This is a genomic window from Kitasatospora sp. NPDC051170 (assembly GCF_044455705.1).
Taxonomy (GTDB): domain Bacteria; phylum Actinomycetota; class Actinomycetes; order Streptomycetales; family Streptomycetaceae; genus Kitasatospora.
In genome coordinates, this window is the sequence record NZ_JBITFA010000003.1 from 187547 (window position 1) to 204598 (window position 17052).

The 17052-nt window shown below is 72.8% G+C and carries 16 protein-coding genes; 8 read left to right on the forward strand and 8 right to left on the reverse strand.

Going from position 1 to position 17052, the window contains the following annotated elements:
- Positions 1-65 precede the first annotated feature (65 nt).
- From ACIBCA_RS07880 to ACIBCA_RS07905, 6 genes are all read right to left on the reverse strand, one after another.
- A complete protein-coding gene (locus ACIBCA_RS07880) occupies positions 66-1526 on the reverse strand; it encodes a catalase (RefSeq protein WP_396281965.1) in 1461 nt (486 codons plus the stop codon).
- A 68-nt stretch (positions 1527-1594) separates the two neighbouring features.
- On the reverse strand, positions 1595-2824 hold the full coding sequence (gene alc / locus ACIBCA_RS07885; RefSeq protein WP_396281966.1) for an allantoicase: 1230 nt from the start codon (positions 2822-2824) through the stop codon (positions 1595-1597).
- 9 nt (positions 2825-2833) lie between these two features.
- Positions 2834-4264, reverse strand: coding sequence for an allantoinase AllB (allB, locus tag ACIBCA_RS07890; protein WP_396281967.1), 1431 nt, complete (start codon positions 4262-4264; stop codon positions 2834-2836).
- Between the two features lie 205 nt (positions 4265-4469).
- Positions 4470-5612: a glycerate kinase gene (locus tag ACIBCA_RS07895; protein WP_396281968.1), complete on the reverse strand. Its 1143-nt coding sequence runs from the start codon at positions 5610-5612 to the stop codon at positions 4470-4472.
- A 266-nt stretch (positions 5613-5878) separates the two neighbouring features.
- Entirely contained in the window at positions 5879-6766 is an 888-nt protein-coding gene (locus ACIBCA_RS07900; protein ID WP_396281969.1) for a 2-hydroxy-3-oxopropionate reductase, read from the reverse strand.
- Positions 6767-6846: 80 nt separating this feature from the next.
- Positions 6847-7692, reverse strand: coding sequence for a hydroxypyruvate isomerase family protein (locus ACIBCA_RS07905; RefSeq protein WP_396281970.1), 846 nt, complete (start codon positions 7690-7692; stop codon positions 6847-6849).
- Positions 7693-7903: 211 nt separating this feature from the next.
- On the opposite strand from ACIBCA_RS07905, the gene ACIBCA_RS07910 reads away from it, so the two are divergent.
- The 7 genes from ACIBCA_RS07910 to ACIBCA_RS07940 all read left to right on the forward strand — a co-directional run bounded on the left by ACIBCA_RS07910 (position 7904) and on the right by ACIBCA_RS07940 (position 13716).
- Positions 7904-8149 carry a thiamine-binding protein gene (locus ACIBCA_RS07910; protein WP_396282392.1) on the forward strand — a complete coding sequence of 82 codons (246 nt, stop codon included), beginning with the start codon at positions 7904-7906 and terminating at the stop codon, positions 8147-8149.
- Positions 8146-8526, forward strand: a complete 381-nt coding sequence (locus ACIBCA_RS07915; protein WP_396281971.1) for a helix-turn-helix domain-containing protein — start codon at positions 8146-8148, stop codon at positions 8524-8526. The genes ACIBCA_RS07910 and ACIBCA_RS07915 overlap by 4 nt, the downstream gene beginning before the upstream one ends.
- A gap of 218 nt (positions 8527-8744) precedes the next feature.
- Entirely contained in the window at positions 8745-9248 is a 504-nt protein-coding gene (gene uraD / locus ACIBCA_RS07920) for a 2-oxo-4-hydroxy-4-carboxy-5-ureidoimidazoline decarboxylase (protein ID WP_396281972.1), read from the forward strand.
- A 90-nt stretch (positions 9249-9338) separates the two neighbouring features.
- Positions 9339-9674: a hydroxyisourate hydrolase gene (uraH, locus tag ACIBCA_RS07925; protein WP_396281973.1), complete on the forward strand. Its 336-nt coding sequence runs from the start codon at positions 9339-9341 to the stop codon at positions 9672-9674.
- Between the two features lie 27 nt (positions 9675-9701).
- Positions 9702-10622 (forward strand): factor-independent urate hydroxylase, encoded by a 921-nt coding sequence (gene pucL, locus ACIBCA_RS07930; protein ID WP_396281974.1) that lies wholly within the window; start codon positions 9702-9704, stop codon positions 10620-10622.
- A 124-nt stretch (positions 10623-10746) separates the two neighbouring features.
- Positions 10747-12231 (forward strand): nucleobase:cation symporter-2 family protein, encoded by a 1485-nt coding sequence (locus ACIBCA_RS07935; protein WP_396281975.1) that lies wholly within the window; start codon positions 10747-10749, stop codon positions 12229-12231.
- Between the two features lie 99 nt (positions 12232-12330).
- Positions 12331-13716 carry an 8-oxoguanine deaminase gene (locus tag ACIBCA_RS07940; RefSeq protein WP_396281976.1) on the forward strand — a complete coding sequence of 462 codons (1386 nt, stop codon included), beginning with the start codon at positions 12331-12333 and terminating at the stop codon, positions 13714-13716.
- A gap of 245 nt (positions 13717-13961) precedes the next feature.
- Here ACIBCA_RS07940 and ACIBCA_RS07945 read toward each other — a convergent pair whose 3' ends face one another.
- Entirely contained in the window at positions 13962-14348 is a 387-nt protein-coding gene (locus ACIBCA_RS07945; RefSeq protein ID WP_396281977.1) for a gamma-glutamylcyclotransferase, read from the reverse strand.
- A gap of 101 nt (positions 14349-14449) precedes the next feature.
- Positions 14450-16069, reverse strand: coding sequence for a malate synthase A (gene aceB, locus ACIBCA_RS07950; protein ID WP_396281978.1), 1620 nt, complete (start codon positions 16067-16069; stop codon positions 14450-14452).
- 168 nt (positions 16070-16237) lie between these two features.
- Between aceB and ACIBCA_RS07955 the strand changes: the two genes are divergently transcribed.
- Entirely contained in the window at positions 16238-17035 is a 798-nt protein-coding gene (locus ACIBCA_RS07955) for an IclR family transcriptional regulator (RefSeq protein ID WP_396281979.1), read from the forward strand.
- Positions 17036-17052 lie beyond the last annotated feature (17 nt).

A 17052-nucleotide genomic window follows, 5' to 3' on the forward strand; every position in this document is an offset into this window, starting at 1 on the left:
GAAGCCGAAGAGGTCGAAGAGGCCGCCGGAGACGCAGAGGCCCGGCGGCCGACTCCGGCGGAGTGTCAGCCCTCGTCGCCCGCACGGAGCTCGGCGACCGCCGCCTCCAGCCGGGCGCCGTACTCCTCGTCGGCGGCCCGGAAGTGGGCGAGGTTCCGCTCGACGACGTCGTCGCGGGAGACCTGCGCCAGGAAGCCCGCGATGTTGCCGATCAGCCGGCCCTTCTCCCCCTCCGACATCAGCCGGTACAGCTCCCCGGCCTGGAAGAAGTCGTCGTCCTTGCTGTGCGCCGGGGTGACGGAGGTACCGGTGTGGCCCTCCACCCGGACGGGGGCGGCCAGCGGGGCGTCCGTCTGGGCGGGCCCGTCGAAGGAGTTGGGCTCGTAGTTCTTCTCCCGGCCGCCCCTGTTGAGCGCGCCGAGGCCGTCGCGGCCGTAGTTGTTCGCCTCGGTGGCGCGCGGGGCGTTGACCGGCAGCTGGGTGTGGTTGACGCCGAGGCGGTAGCGCTGGGCGTCGGCGTAGGCGAACAGCCGGCCCTGGAGCATCTTGTCCGGGGAGGGGCCGATGCCGGGCACGAAGTTGTTCGGCGAGAACGCGGCCTGCTCGACCTCGGCGAAGACGTTCTCCGGGTTGCGGTTGAGCACCAGGCGGCCGACCTTGACCAGCGGGTAGTCGGCGTGCGGCCACACCTTGGTGAGGTCGAAGGGGTTGAAGCGGTAGTCGGCGGCCTCGGCGACGGGCATCAGCTGGACGTACAGCGTCCAGGAGGGGAACACCCCGCGCTCGATGGCCTGGTGGAGGTCGCGCTGGTGCGAGTCGGCGTCGGCGCCGACCACCTCGGCGGCCTGCTCGCCGTCCAGGGAGCGGACGCCCTGGTTGGTCTTGAAGTGGTACTTCACCCAGTACGCCTCGCCCTCGGCGTTGACCCACTGATAGGTGTGCGAGCCGTAGCCGTTCATGTGCCGGTAGGAGGCGGGGATGCCGCGGTCGCCGAAGAGCCAGGTGATCTGGTGGGTGGAGGCGGGCGAGTGGGCCCAGAAGTCCCAGACGTTGTCCGCCTCCTGCACACCGGTGTAGGGGTCGCGCTTCTGCGAGTGGATGAAGTCGGGGAACTTGACCGGGTCCTTGATGAAGAACACCGGGGTGTTGTTGCCGACGAGGTCGTAGTTTCCGTCCTCGGTGTAGAACTTCAGCGCGAAGCCGCGCGGGTCGCGCACCGCGTCGCTGGCACCGAGGTTGCCCGCGACGGTGGAGAAGCGCAGGAACACCTCGGTGCGCTTGCCGACCGCGGAGAGGAAGGCCGCGCGGGTGTACGGCGTCACCTCGTCGGTGACCTCGAAGTAGCCGTAGGCGCCGGAGCCGCGGGCGTGCACGACGCGCTCCGGGATGCGCTCGCGGTTGAACCGGGCCAGCTTCTCCAGCAGGTGCTGGTCCTGGATCAGCAGCGGTCCGTACGCGCCGGCCGAGGCCGAGTTCTGGTTGTCGGCGACGGGCGCGCCGGACTCCGTGGTCAGGATCTTGGACATGGAGGGTCCTTCGGATGTCGATACAGGCGGTGCGTGGAGGGGGAGTCGGCCGATCGCAGGGAGCGGGCTCAGGGGCCCAGCAGGCCCGCCGCCGCCTCTCGGGCGGCGGGTGCCAGCGCCGCGAGGGCCCGCGAGGCCACGCCGCCCCGCGCCAGCGGGCGGGCGGCGGTCAGCGCGTCGGCGTCCTCGCCGGTCAGGCCGGCCTCGGTGAGGGCGGCGCGGGCCTCGGCGGCGGGGAGGGCGTCGAACCAGCGCAGGGCGAGCGCCGCACGGCCGGGCCCGGTGAGGCGGCCGGTGAGCCGCAGGCGGGCGAGCCCGCCGTCCGGGTGGACGTTGATCCGCACGTGGGTGACCGGACGGCCGGCGGGCAGCCGGAAGCGGTGCCGGGTGTCGGGCTGGAGGCGGGTGCGGGGCAGGAGTTCGAACCAGTCGCCCTCCGCCGGGCTGCGTCCGCTCGAGGCGTCGAAGCCGATCAGGTCGGCCCAGCCGGGGGCATTGGCGACGAAGTGGGAGGTGTCCACCTCGGCGGCCAGGACCTCACCGCCCCCGGCCAGGGCGATCTGCACCCAGTCGTTGGCCTTGTCGCGCCGACGCCGGGTCTCCCAGCCGTCGCCCATGACGGTGGCGCGACCGGGAGCGTTCAGGTTGTGCGGGGAGGAGAAGTAGCGGTCGGAGGCGGCCTCGGCGACGCCGCCGTACTCCTGGGCGGCCAGGTCGAAGGTGAGGCCGTCCAGTTCGCGCGGGTCGGGCAGCACCTCGCCGTACACCCGCAGCCGGGCGACGCCGCCGTCCGGGTAGATGCAGAGCCGCACGTGGGTGTAGCGGGTGTCGTCGGCGACGGCGAACTCGTGGACGGTGTCCCCGCGCAGGGGGGTGCGCGGCACGATGACGGTCCAGTCGGCGGCCCGCGCCTCCTCGGGCGAGGGGTGGCCGGGTACGGAGGCGGCCTCGACGACGGCGCTCTCGGGGTAGTTGCCGGTGAAGTGCGCGGTGTCGACGATCACGCCGCGGATCACACCGGCGGCGCCGAGCCGTACGATCGTCCAGTCGTGGTCCTCGTCGGTGGGGTGCGGCTGCCCGGCGGAGACGCCTCGGCGGCGCTTGGACTCCCAGCCGTCCATGATCTGGCCCTTGTGGCCGAAGGTGTGCGGGCGGAACTCGGCGGGCCTGGCGACCAGCAGGTTCTCGGCGTCCGCGAACGTGTCCTCGTTGGTGGCGACGACGCCCGCGCCGAGCAGCCGGGAGGCCAGGTTGACCAGCTCGGTGAACGGGGCGCCCGGGGTGTCGGCAGTGGTCACTGGCTCTCCTCAGAAGGCTTGGGGCGAAATGGAGTTGGCGGGGCGGGGGTTGGCGGGGCTGGGGTTGACCGGGCGGGTCAGCAGCCGGCCGAAGGGTTCGGCGCCGGGGCCGGTGTCGACCTCCCGGCCGCGCAGCCAGGTGGTGCGCACGGCGCCGGCCAACGTCCGCCCCGCATACGGGGTGACGGGGTTGCGGTGGTGCAACGCGTGGGCCCGGACGGCGAATTCGGCCTCGGGGTCGAAGGCGACCAGGTCGGCGTCGCGGCCCACCGCGATGGCGCCCTTGACGGCGGAGAGGCCCACCAGTTCGGCCGGCCCCGCCGACATCCAGCGCACCACCTCGGCCAGGGTGTGGCCGCGGCGGCGGGCCTCCGTCCAGACGGCGGGCAGGCCCAGTTGCAGGGAGGCGATGCCGCCCCAGGCGGCGGCGAAGTCCCCGCTGCCGCCGTACTCGGGCAGCAGCTTGAGGTCGGGGGTGGAGGGCGAGTGGTCGGAGACGACGGCGGTGAACTCCCCGTCGGCCAGGGCCTGCCAGAGCGCGTCGCGGTTGGACTCGTCGCGGATCGGCGGACAGCACTTGAAGGCGGTGTCGCCGTCCGGCACCTGTTCGGCGGCGAGGGTCAGGTAGTGCGGGCAGGTCTCGGCGCTCACCCGGACGCCCTCCTCGCGGGCCCGGCGCAGCAGCGGCAGGACGGCGGAGGAGGAGACGTGCAGGACGTGCACCCGGGCGCCGGTGCGCCGGGCGGCCTCCAGCAGGCGGGCGACGGCGCCGGTCTCCGCCTCGGCGGGGCGCGAGGCGAGGAAGTCCCGGTAGCGGCCGCCGGGTTGCTGCGGTGCGGCGGCGAGCACGGCCGGGTCCTCGGCGTGGATGATCGCCATCGCGCCGATCCTGGCCTGCTCGGCGAGCGCGGCTTCGAGGTCCGGCGGTTCGACGTGCGGGAACTCGTCGACGCCGGAGGGGGCGAGGAAGCTCTTGAAGCCGAACACGCCCGCGTGGTGCAGGGGTTCGAGATCGGCGGTGTTGCCGGGGATCGCGCCGCCCCAGAAGCCGAGGTCGACGAAGGCGCGCCCCTCGGCCGCCTTGCGCTTGAGGGCGAGCGCCTCGACGGTGACGGTGGGCGGGATCGAGTTGAGGGGCATGTCGACGATCGTGGTGACGCCTCCGGCGGCGGCGGCCCGGGTGGCGCTGGCGAAGCCCTCCCACTCGGTGCGGCCGGGTTCGTTGACGTGCACGTGGGTGTCGACCAGGCCGGGCAGCAGGGCGGTGGAGCCGAGGTCGACGAGCTGCGCCGGGTGGTCGACGGTCCGGTCCACGGCCAGCGTGCCGTGGGCGGCGATCCGGGCGATCCGCCCGTCCCGGACCAGGACGTCCGCGGGGCGCTCACCCTCGGGCAGGACCACCCTCAGGGAGCGGATCACCACGGGCGTGCTGACAGACATGGGGCCTCCGAAACCAGGACGAGGGTGCGTAGGAGGAGAGGAGAAGCGGGCACGCCGAACAGCGCCGGGTGGCAGGGCCGTTGGGGCCCTCGGTGGGCGCACTGGAGCAAGGTGGAACCGAAGGATTGCCGGGAGCCTAGGCCCGCCTTCAACAAAACGTCAATGGAGGAACGTACGAGAGTGCGGGCCCCGAACGGGGAGTCGATCAGCGCGTCAGCAGCTCGGCCGCCAGCCGCTCCCCCGCCACCTCGGCGAGCTCACCGGCCCTGGTCAGGCTGTCCCCCGGCTCCTCGGCCAGGTCGGTCAGCGCGATCGCGGCGGCGAAGCCCGCCGAGCGCCACTCGGCCTCGGACAGCTCCAGCCTCCCCGCCACCGCCGCCACCCGGATCCCCGCCCGGGCGGCGGCGGCGGCGACCCCGGCGGGGGCCTTGCCGTGGAGCGTCTGGGCGTCCAGACAGCCCTCGCCGGTGACGACGAGGCGTGCCCCCCGCACGGCCGCGTCGAAGCCCAGCAGTTCGAGCAGCAGCTCGATGCCGGGCCGCATGGTGGCGCCCAGCAGGGCGAGGGCGGCGAAGCCCACCCCGCCCGCGGCCCCGGCGCCGGAGGCCTCGCGCACGTCGCGCCCGGTCAGCGCGGCGACCTGGTCGGCGAAGCGCGTCAGCCCCTCCTCCAGGACGGCCAGCTCCTCGTCCTCCGCGCCCTTCTGCGGTCCGTAGACGGCCGCCGCTCCGCGCGGGCCGAGCAGCGGGTTGTCCACGTCGCAGGCGACGACGATCTCCACCCCGGCCAGCACCTCGGCCAGCGGGCCGGGGTCGATCTCGGCCAGTCGGCGCAACGCCTCTCCCCCGGACGGCAGTTCGACGCCCTCGGCGTCCAGCAGCCGGACCCCGAGGGCCTGCAGCATGCCGGCGCCCCCGTCCGTGCTCGCACTGCCGCCCAGGCCCAGCACGATCCGCTCGGCGCCCTGGGCGAGCGCCCGGCCGATCAGCTGGCCGACGCCGTAGGAGCCGGCGGTGAGCGGGGCGGTGCGGCCGCCGGGGAGCCGGGCGAGGCCGCACGCCTGGGCCAGTTCGACCACGGCGGTGTCCCCGTGGACGGCGAGCGCCGCGTCCACCGGCAGCCCGGTCGGCCCGGCCACCTTGACGGGCACGCGGGCGAACCCGGCGGCCAGCGCGGCGGCCAGGGTGCCCTCGCCGCCGTCGGCGACGGGCAGTTCGCGCACCTCGGTGCCGGGCGCGGCGCGGCGGATGCCGGCGGCGATCCGGGCGGCGGCCTCGGCGCCCTCCAGGGTGCCCTTGAACTTGTCGGGAGCTACGACCACATGACCCTGGTGGGGGGTGACGGGCATGGCGCGGTCCTCACTTCCGTACGGTCTGGCGGTGGTTCGTCGGCGTGCCCCTGATCGTGCCGTGGGTCGTGCCGCGGGTCCAGCCCCGGCTTCGGCGCGGGCCGGGCCCGGATCAGGCCCGGCGGCGGCCCCGCCGCTGCGTCGGGTCGACCGGCGGACGGGCGGATGAGCCCCGGTCCGTCCACCGGTCGGGTTGTGCCTCCTGGCGGCGCGGGCACGACCGGATGGGTACACGCCGCCAGGAGGAGCCTGTGAGGCCCGTGGGACTACGCGACCTCGCGCCCCGAGAGCCGCTCGACGCCGCGCAGCAGGGCGGAGTGGTCGAGCGAGCCGTCGCCGTTGGCGCGGGCGGAGGCGACGAGCTGGGCGACCACGGCGCCGACGGGCAGCGCGGCGCCCACGGCGCGGGCGGCGTCGGTGACGATGCCCATGTCCTTGTGGTGCAGGTCGATCCGGAAGCCGGGGGCGAACTCGCGCTTGAGCATGTTCTCGCGCTTGCGGTCGAGCACGGTGGACCCGGCCAGGCCCCCGCCGAGCACGTCCAGGGCGGCGGTGAGGTCCACGCCCGCGTTCTCCAGGAACACCACGGCCTCGGCGAGCACCTGGATGTTGACGGCGACGATCAGCTGGTTGGCGGCCTTGACGGTCTGCCCGGCGCCGGCGGGGCCGACGTGGACGACGGTGGTGCCCAGCGCGTCGAACAGGGGCTTGGCCTCGGCGAAGTCGGCCGCCTCGCCGCCGACCATGATCGACAGAACGGCCTCGACGGCGCCCGCCTCGCCGCCGGAGACCGGGGCGTCCAGGGTGCGCACGCCCTTCTCGGCGGCGGCCCTGCCGACCTTGATCGAGGTCTGCGGGGTGATCGAGGACATGTCGATCAGCAGGGTGCCCGGGCGGACGTTCTCCAGGACGCCGCCCTCGCCGAGGATGACGGCCTCCACGTGCGGGTCGGCCGGGACCATCGTGATGACGACCTCGGCCTCCGCCACCGCCTCGGCGATGCTTCCGGCACCCTGGCCACCGGCCGCGACCACGGCTTCGACGGAGGCCGGGGAGAGGTCGAACCCGGTCACCCGGTGACCGGCCTTGAGGAGGTTGACGGCCATGGGCCTGCCCATGATGCCGAGGCCGACGAAGGCGATCTTGCGGCTCATCGCGTGGTTCCTTACGTGAGGGAGGGAGTGGCCCGGTCCGGGCCGGGCGGCTGGGTGCCGGCTACGCGGCTCGGCCCCGGCTACCTGGAGGCACGCAGCTCGCGCGGCAGCCAGGCGAAGGCGTCCGAGCCGGCGCCGCCCGCGGGCCGGTACTCCAGGCCGATCGGGCCGGAGTACCCGGCGGCGGAGAGCCGGGCGAAGAGGTCCTCGAAGTCCAGCTCGCCCGTGCCGGGTTCGCCCCGGCCGGGGGTGTCGGCGATCTGGACGTGGCCGATGCGGTCGGCGTACGCGTCGATGACGGCCGCCAGGTCCTCACCGCCCCGGGCCAGGTGGTAGAGGTCGCACAGGAAGCGGGCGTTGCCCAGGCCGGTGGCGGCGTTGACCCGGTCGACCACCTCGACGGCGGCGGCGGAGGTCACCAGCGGGTAGTCGGGGGACTCGATCGCGTTGAGGGCCTCGACCAGGAGGACGGCGCCGATCTCGTGGGCGGCCCTCGCCGCGATCACCAGGTTCTCCAGGGCGAGGGCGTCCTGTTCGGCCGGGTCGGCACCGGCGATCCGGTTGCCGTACAGGGCGTTGAGGGCGGTGGCGCCGAGGGAGGAGGCGAGCTCGGCGGCGACCGGGACGTTGGCGCGGAAGCGCTCGCGTTCGGCGGGCAGCGAGACCGTGCCCCGGGCGCCGAGGCTGAGGTCGTCGACGAGGTTGAGGCCCGTGAGGCGCACGCCCGCGTCGGTGAACGCCTTGCGCAGCGCGTCGAGTTCGGCCTGCGCGGGCCGGTGCTCGGCTCCGAAGGGCCACCACAGTTCGGCGGCGGTGAAGCCGGCGGCCGCGGCCGCGGCGGGGCGTTCCAGCAGCGGGAGTTCGCCGAACAGGATCGACAGGTTGACCGTGAAGCTGTGTCTGGCGGCTGCCGTCACGTCCTTCACCTCTCACTCTCTTCCGCACTCTCTTGCGGCTCTTCCGCCATCGATGATTTCCACGATGCGGAAGATGGATTCTGTGTGGTGGAAGCATCTCCGGATGCCCGGAGGAGTGTCAAGGCCCCTCGCAACAATTTGTTGAAGCAGCCGGACGCCGCGCCCGCGCCGGGCCCTGCCCCGCCCCGGGGCCGCTCGCTAGAGTGAGCACGTGCGATTGATGGTGGAGTTCACGACAGAACCGTTCGAACTGGACACGTTCCCGGCGCACGCCGTGGCGGCCCGCGAGGCCGTCGACGCGGCCGGCCTGGACGTCTCGGTCGGCCCGTTCGGGACCGGCGCCGAGGGCGAGGCCGAGCAGGTGCTCGCCGCCGTGACCAAGCTGCTCCGCGAGACCCTGGACGCCGGGGCGACCCGCATCTCCGTCCAGGTCAGCGTGCTGGGCGAGGAGGGCGGTACGGCGTGAGCGGGCAGCACGTGGAGCACCCGCTCGTCGCGGCCGTGAAGCCGCTGCTGGACGCGGTCGGCGCGACGCCCGTCCCCCTGGACGAGGCGCGGGCCGAGGACGTCGTCCTGGAGTGGGAGGGCACCCCGGCCCTGGCCGTCCGGCTACCGCACCTGAGCAGCGCCCTGGACCGGCTGCTGGCCGAGATGGCCCGCCAGTTCGACGGCCGTCCGCTCGCCGAGCTGGACCGCCTGGAGAAGCAGCGGGTGGTGGCCCTGCTGGAGGAGCGCGGCGCCTTCACCGTCCGGCACGGCGTGGAGACGGTCGCCACGGCCCTGGGCGTCAGCCGCTTCACCGTGTACAACTACCTCAACCGCCAGGACGGCTCGAAGCCCTGAACGACCCGGCGGCGCGGGCCGGTTCGAAAAACGCCGGTTCGAAAAGCGCCGGCTCGAAAAGCGCCGGCTCGAAAAGCGCCGGCTCGAGGAGCACCGGCCGACACCGGTCCGGAAGGGCAAATTCAAAACGTAACAACCAACCGTTCAACAAACTGTTGACGGCCGGGTGGGGTCGATCTAGCTTTTGCGGGTGGCACCACTCTTCAGGAGGTCCACCCGTGACCAACCACCCCCACACCCTCGACTCCCTGGCCGCGGCCGGTCCGGCCGAGCTGGACGAGATCCTGCTGGAGGTATGCTCCAGCCCCCGCTGGGCCGCCGCGGTCGCCGAGGCGAAGCCCTGGTCCAGCCGTGAAGCCCTGCTCGCCGCCAACGCGGCGGCCATGGCGCGGCTGACCACCGAGGACCTGCACGACGCGATGTCCGGCCACGCCCGGATCGGCGAGCCCAAGGCGGGCGACGCCGCCTCCGAGCGCGAACAGGCCGGCGTCCGGGGCGTGGACCGCGCCGTCCTCGACGACCTGCACGCGGCCAACGCCGCCTACGAGGCGAAGTTCGGCCACGTGTTCCTCATCTGCGCGACCGGCCGCACCGCCACCACCATGCTCGCGGCCCTGCGCGAGCGCCACCCCAACGACCCCGCCACCGAGGCGGAGATCGTCCGGGGCGAGCTGCGCAGGATCAACGACATCCGGCTGGGCCGCCTCCTCGACGCTTCCTGACGGATCGTCAAGAATGCCCCCTGAGGCGAACCCTCGCACTCTCTGATCTGACACATCGTCACCTCTGCCATCAGTAAGGTCACTTCGCCCATGACTGGCATCTCCACCCACGTGCTCGACACCAGCCTCGGCCTCCCCGCCGAGGGCGTCCCCGTCGAGCTCGCACTGCGCACCGAGGGTGGCTGGAAGGTGCTCGGCACCTCCGCCACGGACTCCGACGGCCGGGTCAGGGACCTGCCGGCCGTGGAGGCGGGCTCGGTCGTCCGGCTGCTCTTCGACACGGCCGCGTACCACGCGGGCGCGTCCGCCGAGCCGCCGTTCTTCCCCGAGGTCTCGATCGTCTTCACGGTCGCGCCCGCGCAGCCGCACTACCACGTGCCGCTGCTGCTCAATCCGTTCGGATACTCGGTCTACCGCGGAAGCTAGACCGACCTGGAACCCTAGGAGCCAGTCATGGCCCACGTGCTCGGTCAGAACCAGTACGGCAAGGCGGAGAACCGCATCGTCCGGGTCACGCGCGACTCCACCCGGCACGAGATCAAGGACCTGAACGTCTCGGTCTCCCTCCAGGGCGAGTTCGAGGATGTCCACCTCACCGGCTCCAACGCCAACTGCCTTCCCACCGACACCACCAAGAACACCGTGTACGCCTTCGCCAAGACGCACGGCATCGAGTCCGCCGAGGCCTTCGGCGTCCTCCTCGCCCGGCACTTCGTGGACGACACCGAGCGCGGCGTCGTCCACGGCGCCCGCATCCGGATCGAGGAGTACGCCTGGGAGCGGATCAGCACGCCCGACAGCTCCGCCCGCTTCATAGGCTCCGAGGAGATCGGCCACTCCTTCGTCCGCAGCGGGCAGGAGGTCCGCACCACCGAGGTCGTCTACGACGGCGAGCGCGTCCAGGTGATCTCCGGCCTCAAGGACCTGGTCGTCATGAACTCCACCAACTCGGAGTTCTGGGGCTACATCAAGGACCGGTACACCACCCTGAAGGAGGCGTACGACCGCATCCTCGCCACCCAGGTCACCGCCCGCTGGAAGTACGGCTACAGCGGCCGCGAGGGCGAGGCCCAGCCCCACTGGAACCGCTCCTACACCCAGGTGCGGCGCCACCTGCTGGAGGCGTTCGCCGAGACCTACTCCTACTCGCTGCAGCAGACCCTGCACGCGATGGGCACCAGGGTCCTCAACAACCGCCCCGAGGTGGACGAGGTCCGCCTCGAACTGCCCAACAAGCACCACTTCCTGGTGGACCTGGAACCCTTCGGGCTCGAGAACGACAACGAGGTCTACTACGCCGCGGACCGCATGTACGGCCTGATCGAGGGCACCGTGCACCGCGAGGGCGTCACCCCGGTCATCCCGGTGGTCTGACCCAGGCCCACCCCCGGCCGAGGGACCCTTGCACCGCCGTCCCGCCCTCGGCCTCCCCCACATCGTCAGCCGGTCTCCAGCGCCCTCGGCGCGCCGGGAACCACGGGCACAAGAGGGGCTCGACATGGAACCCAGCACCACCAGCAGTACAGACGGCGGCTCCACCCCTGCGAGAACCCCCGGGCCGGACTCACCGGCCGGGCCGGACCGGACGACCGGGCCAGACCGGACGACCGGGATCCACCCCGTGGACGAGATGCTGCCGCCGGTGAAGCTGTTCACCACCGGTCTGCAGCACGTCGCCGCGATGTACGCGGGAGTCGTCGCACCCCCGCTGATCGTCGGCGCCGCGGTCGGGCTGTCGCCCGCCGACCTCGCCCTGCTCATATCGGCCAGCCTGTTCACCGCGGGGCTGGCCACCCTGCTCCAGACCCTGGGCGTCTGGCGGATCGGCGCGCGACTGCCGTTCGTCAACGGCGTCTCCTTCGCCGGCGTGGCGCCCATGGTCGCCGTCTCACGGGGCAGCATCGATCATGACGGGGGCGCTCAGAACGCCCTCCCGGTGATCTTCGGCGCCGTGATCGTCGCGGGGAGCCTGTGCTTCCTCGCGGCGCCGTACTTCTGCAAGCTCATCCGGTTCTTCCCCCCGGTCGTCCAGGGCACCGTGATCACCCTCATCGGGGTGTCCCTGCTGCCGGTGGCGGTCAACTGGGCGCGCGGCGGCTCCCCGTCCGCGCCCGGGTACGGCTCCATGCGGGCCATCGGCCTCGCCGCGGTCACCCTCACCGCGGTGGTGCTCGGCAACCGGCTGCTGCGCGGGTTCTGGCAGCGGCTGTCCCTGCTCCTGGGCCTGGCGGTCGGCACCCTGGCCGCCTTCCCCCTGGGCCTGACCGACTTCGGCGGCGTCCGGGACGCCCGGGTCTTCTCGCTCCCCTCGCCGTTCCACTTCGGCGCCCCGCAGTTCGACGCGGCCGCGATCGCCTCGATGTGCATCGTCATGGTGGTCTCGATGACCGAGTCCACCGCCGACATGCTCGCCCTCGGGAGGATCGTCGGCCGCGAGGCGGACGAACCCGTCCTCGCCGCGGGCCTGCGGGCCGACGGGCTGGCCACCGCGCTCAGCCCGGTCCTCAACGGCTTCGCGGCCAGCGCCTTCGCCCAGAACATCGGGCTGGTGGCGCTGACCCGGGTCCGCAGCCGTTTCGTGGTCGCGGCCGGCGGAGGCATCCTGATCCTGCTGGGGCTCTTCCCGGTGCTCGGGTCACTCGTCTCCGTGGTGCCGCAGCCCGTCCTGGGTGGCGCCGGGATCGTGCTCTTCGGCACGGTCGCGGCCAGCGGCATCCGCACCCTCGCGGAGGCCGGAATGGAATCCGGTGGCAACACCATCCTGGTGTCGGTCTCGCTCGGCGTCGGCATCGTGCCGATCGCCGTACCGACCTTCTACGACGCCTTCCCGGAGGCCGTCCGCACCCTGATGCACTCGGGGATCTCGGCCGGCTGCGTGACGGCCGTCCTGCTCAACCTGCTCTTCCACCACGTCGGAGCCGCCCGCCGGTCCGGATCCGGCCGGGCCTCCGGTTCGAAGGTGCCCACGGCGACACCGTCCTGACCGGCCCGGGAGGGGCGCACGCCCCCCGGTACGCCCCCGGTACGCGCCTCTCCCGGCCCCCGCCCGCGCCTCGCGGGCCCGCCCCCAAGGAGTCACACCATGTCCGTCCAGCCACCGCCCGCCGAGCAGCGGATCGTCATCGAGAACGCCGCCATCGCGACCGTCGACGCCCAGGACACCGAGTACGCCCGCGGGCACGTGGTGATCCGCGGCAACCGGATCGAGTCGGTCGGCGACGGCCCCGCGCCCGCCTGGCTGGACGATGTCGTACGGCGGATCAACGCCGAGGGGCACCTCGTCACCCCCGGGCTGGTCAACACCCACCACCACTTCTACCAGTGGATCACCCGCGGCCTCGCCCAGAACTCCATCCTCTTCGACTGGCTGGTCGCCCTCTACCCGACCTGGGCGCGCATCGACGAGCACCTCGTCCACGCCGCCGCCCAGGGCTCGGCCGCCGCCCTGCTCAAGTCGGGCTGCTCCACCGCCTCCGACCACCACTACGTCTTCCCGAAGGACGGCGGGGACGTGCTCGGTGCCTCCGTCGAGGCCGTCCAGGAGCTGGGGCTGCGCTTCACGGCGCTGCGCGGCTCGATGGACCGCAGCCGCAAGGACGGCGGGCTGCCGCCGGACCACGCCGTCGAGGACCTCGACGCGATCCTGTCCGCCTCCGAGGCCGCCGTCGACCGCTACCACGACGCCGGTTTCGGCTCCATGCTGCACGTGGCGCTCGCGCCCTGTTCGCCGTTCTCCGTCTCCACCGACCTGCTGCGGCAGTCCGCCGAGCTGGCCCGCCGCAAGGGCGTGCGGCTGCACACCCACGGGTCGGAGACGGCTGAGGAGGAACGGTTCTGCAAGGAGCTGTTCGGAATGGGGCCGACCGACTACTTCGAGTCGGTCGGCTGGCTCGGCGAGGACGTCTGGATGGCGCACTGCGTGCACATGAACGACTCCGACATCGCCAAGTTCGCCGAGACGGGGACGGGCGTCGCGCACTGCCCCTCCTCCAACGCCCGCCTCGGCGCCGGGATCGCGCGGGTGCCCGACATGCTGCGCGCCGGGGTGCCGGTCGGGCTCGGGGTGGACGGCACCGCCTCCAACGAGTCCGGCGAGCTGGGCACGGAACTGCGCAACGCGCTGCTGATCAACCGGCTGCACGGCTCCCCCGCCGCCCTCACCGGGCGCCAGGCGCTGCGGCTGGGCACCATGGGCGGCGCCCGGGTGCTCGGGCGGCAGCACGAGATCGGGTCGGTGGAGGTGGGCAAGCTCGCCGACCTGGCGCTGTGGAAGGTCGACGGGGTGATGCACTCCTCGATCGCCGACCCGGTCGCGGCGCTGACCTTCGGCGCGCTGCCACCGCTGTCGGTGCTGTTCGTCAACGGCAACGCCGTGGTCGAGAAGGGCGTGCTGACCACCGTGGACGAGGACAGGATCGCCCTCGCCTGCGCCCGCGCCGCCCGGGAGCTGGCCGCCCGGCCGGTGTGACACCCCCACGACTCCGGGGCGCCCAGGGACGGTGCGTGACCCGGACTCCGCCCGGCCGGCAGGTACGGACGGAGCGCGGCCCCGAACCCACGGCGAGGGTTCGGGGCCGCGATGCGGGCGGGTGACACGTGACAGGCGACAGTTGACAGCTGACGGATGTCAGCGAACATCGTCTGTTCGGTGACATCCGTCAGCTGCCAACTGTCATCCGTTCGCTGAAACCCGTCAGCTGTTCGCCGCCGTCCTCAGGCCGTGCGCCCCAGCGTCGCCAGGTACGCGCGCCAGCCGCCGTGGTGGGTGATCTCCCGGTGGACGCCACGCTCCAGCTCGCCCCGGGCGAGCAGCATGGACAGGCAGGCCGAGCCGTCGTCCAGCCCGATCACGCCCAGTTCCAGCTCCCGGGGCTCGCCGGGCAGGATGACGTCCCGCAGGTGCTCCAGGGTGATCTCGTACAGCTCGCCCTCGATGGCGGTGTCCACGGCCGGGTCGGCGAGCAGCCCCGGGCAGACGTCGTCGATGGAGAAGAAGCGGTAGCCGGGGGCCGTCCTGGCCGGCCCGATCAGACCGTCGGCGACCTTGGCGTGGAACGGTCCGCCGACCATCGCCTGCCCGTTGAAGAAGATGCGCGCCATACGTGAACTCCTCTGCTGCCGAGGGCCGTTCCGTACGGCGGCGATGAGGACAGTCGGAATCACCGCCGCACGGAACGGAGTTGGGGGGAAGGGCGTCGCGCTCAGCCGAGCAGCGGCAGGGCCGGGAGGGTCAGGAAGTCGACGAACTCCTCCGCCAGGGCGACCTGCTCGAAGAGCCGGGCAGCCTCCTCCCAGCGGCCGGCCCCGTACTCCTCCTCACCCAACTCCTCCTGCAGTTCGGCGAGTTCGGTGGCCACGAGGCCCCGCACCAGCTCGGCGGTGGCCTTCTCGCCGGTGTCGGAGAGCACGACGCCGTTGTGGATCCACTGCCAGATCTGCGAGCGGGAGATCTCGGCGGTGGCCGCGTCCTCCATCATGTGGAAGATGCCCACGGCGCCGAGCCCGCGCAGCCACGCCTCGATGTAGCGGACGCCCACCTGGACGGCGTTGTGCAGCCCGGCACGGGTGCAGTGGCCTCCGGCGCCGGCGATGTCGAGGAGTTGCGCGGCGGTGACCGGCTCCGCAGGGCCGGGGTTCTCCTTCTGGTGCGGGCGCTCGCCGAGCACGGCGTCGAAGCAGGCGCGGGCGACGGGCACCAGGTCCGGGTGGGCGACCCAGGAGCCGTCGAAGCCGTTGCCGGCCTCGCGGTCCTTGTCCGCCCGGACCTTCTCCAGGGCGACCGCGTTGACCTCCGGGTCCCTGCGGCTGGGGATGAACGCGGCCATGCCGCCGATGGCGTGGGCGCCGCGCCGGTGGCAGGTCCGCACCAGCAGCCGGGTGTAGGCGGCCATGAACGGCGAGGCCATGGTGACGGTGTTGCGGTCGGGCAGGATGTAGTTCGGCCCGGCGTCGCGGAAGTTCTTGACGATCGAGAACAGGTAGTCCCAGCGGCCCGCGTTGAGGCCCGCGGCGTGCTCGCGCAGCTCGTAGAGGATCTCGTCCATCTCGAAGGCGGCGGTGATGGTCTCGATCAGCACGGTGGCGCGGATCGTGCCGGGCGGGATGCCGAGTCGGGCCTGGGCGTGGGTGAACACGTCGTTCCAGAGCCGGGCCTCGAGGTGGCTCTCGGTCTTCGGCAGGTAGAAGTAGGGGCCGGAGTTCGGGTCCTCGGCGCCCCTGGCGAGCAGCCGGGCGGCGTTGTGGAAGAAGTAGAGGCCGAAGTCGACGAACGCGCCGGCGACCGGGGTGCCGTCGACCAGCAGGTGGTTCTCGTCGAGGTGCCAGCCGCGCGGGCGCACGACGACGGTGGCGAGTTCGGCGGCGGGCCTCAGGGTGTAGGACTTGCCGGCGTAGGTGGTGAAGTCGATGCGGCCCTCGAAGGCGTCGGTCAGGTTGATCTGACCGCCGATCACGTTCTCCCAGGTCGGGGAGGTGGCGTCCTCGAAGTCGGCGAGCCAGATCCGCGCACCGGAGTTGAGGGCGTTGATGACCATCTTGCGGTCGGTGGGCCCGGTGATCTCGACCCGGCGGTCCTGGAGGGCGCGGGGCGCCTCGGCGACCTTCCAGTCCCCGGCGCGGATGCCGGCGGTCTCGGGGAGGAAGTCCAGGGTACCGGTGGCGGCGATCTCCGCGCGCCTGGCCCGGCGCCGGGCGAGCAGTTCCTGCCGTCGCCCCTCGAAGGCGCGATGGAGTCCGGCGACGAAGTCGAGCGCCTCCGGGGTGAGCACCTCCTGCGCCCGGGGGATGTTCGGACCGGCGACAGTGACGGGATCTGCAGCCATGAGCAGGACACTCCTAGAGACGGTTGAGCCTGACTTCCGCGGTCGGAACCCACCTGTCGGCGAGTCCGATTCTGTAAGGTGGACACTAGTTTCCGCGATACAGAATTTCAACGGGTTGTTGAAAGATCGCCGGGACTCTACTCCGCCCCGACAGCGAAGGGAACTCCGGTGGCCCGTACCCCCGAATCAGCATCGACGACCGGCGCCGACCGCGCGAGTGGCGGCGTGCAGTCCGTCGAACGCGCCTTCCAGCTCCTGGAGGCACTGGCCGACTCCGGCGGCGTGGCCACGCTCAGCGAGCTCTCCGGCAGCTCGGGCCTGCCCATGCCCACCATCCACCGGCTGGTCCGCACCCTCGTCCAGCAGGGCTACGTCCGCCAGGACACCGCCCGCCGCTACACCCTCGGCCCCCGGCTGATCCGCCTCGGCGAGACCGCCGGACGCCTGCTCGGCAGCTGGGCCCGCCCGTACCTCGCCGAGCTCATGGAGGCCACCGGCGAGACCGCCAACCTGGCGGTGCTGGAGGGCGGCGAGGTGGTGTACGTCGGGCAGGTGCAGTCGCGGCGCTCGATGCGGATGTTCACCGAGGTCGGGCGCCGGGTGCAGCCGCACTGCACCGGCGTCGGCAAGGCGCTGCTCGCCCAGCTCCCCGAGGACGAGGCACGCGCCGTCCTCGGCCCCAACCCCCTGCCCGCGCACACCCGGTTCACCGTCACCGACCCGCAGGAGCTGATGCGCCAGCTCGCCGAGGCCCGCGAGCGCGGCTACGTGGTCGACGACCAGGAGCAGGAGATCGGCGTACGCTGCATCGCCCTCGCCGTCCCGGGCGCGCCGACGCCCACCGCGCTGTCCGTCTCCGGCCCCGAGGCCCGCGTCCGGGCGCTGGAGGAACAGACCGGAGCGGCCGCGCTGGTGCCGGTGATGCAAGGGATCGCCGCACGGCTCGGGCAGGTCCTCGCGCCCTGACGCTCCGGCGCGACCAC

Excerpts from the sequence above, each read along its gene's own strand:
- ACIBCA_RS07880 (WP_396281965.1), bottom strand. The coding sequence starts at position 1,526 with ATGTCCAAGATCCTGACCACGGAGTCCGGCGCGCCCGTCGCCGACAAC.
- allB (WP_396281967.1), bottom strand. The coding sequence starts at position 4,264 with ATGTCTGTCAGCACGCCCGTGGTGATCCGCTCCCTGAGGGTGGTCCTG.
- ACIBCA_RS07895 (WP_396281968.1), bottom strand. The coding sequence starts at position 5,612 with ATGCCCGTCACCCCCCACCAGGGTCATGTGGTCGTAGCTCCCGACAAG.
- ACIBCA_RS07900 (WP_396281969.1), bottom strand. The coding sequence starts at position 6,766 with ATGAGCCGCAAGATCGCCTTCGTCGGCCTCGGCATCATGGGCAGGCCC.
- ACIBCA_RS07910 (WP_396282392.1), top strand. The coding sequence starts at position 7,904 with ATGGTGGAGTTCACGACAGAACCGTTCGAACTGGACACGTTCCCGGCG.
- uraH (WP_396281973.1), top strand. The coding sequence starts at position 9,339 with ATGACTGGCATCTCCACCCACGTGCTCGACACCAGCCTCGGCCTCCCC.
- pucL (WP_396281974.1), top strand. The coding sequence starts at position 9,702 with ATGGCCCACGTGCTCGGTCAGAACCAGTACGGCAAGGCGGAGAACCGC.
- ACIBCA_RS07935 (WP_396281975.1), top strand. The coding sequence starts at position 10,747 with ATGGAACCCAGCACCACCAGCAGTACAGACGGCGGCTCCACCCCTGCG.
- ACIBCA_RS07940 (WP_396281976.1), top strand. The coding sequence starts at position 12,331 with ATGTCCGTCCAGCCACCGCCCGCCGAGCAGCGGATCGTCATCGAGAAC.
- ACIBCA_RS07945 (WP_396281977.1), bottom strand. The coding sequence starts at position 14,348 with ATGGCGCGCATCTTCTTCAACGGGCAGGCGATGGTCGGCGGACCGTTC.
- aceB (WP_396281978.1), bottom strand. The coding sequence starts at position 16,069 with ATGGCTGCAGATCCCGTCACTGTCGCCGGTCCGAACATCCCCCGGGCG.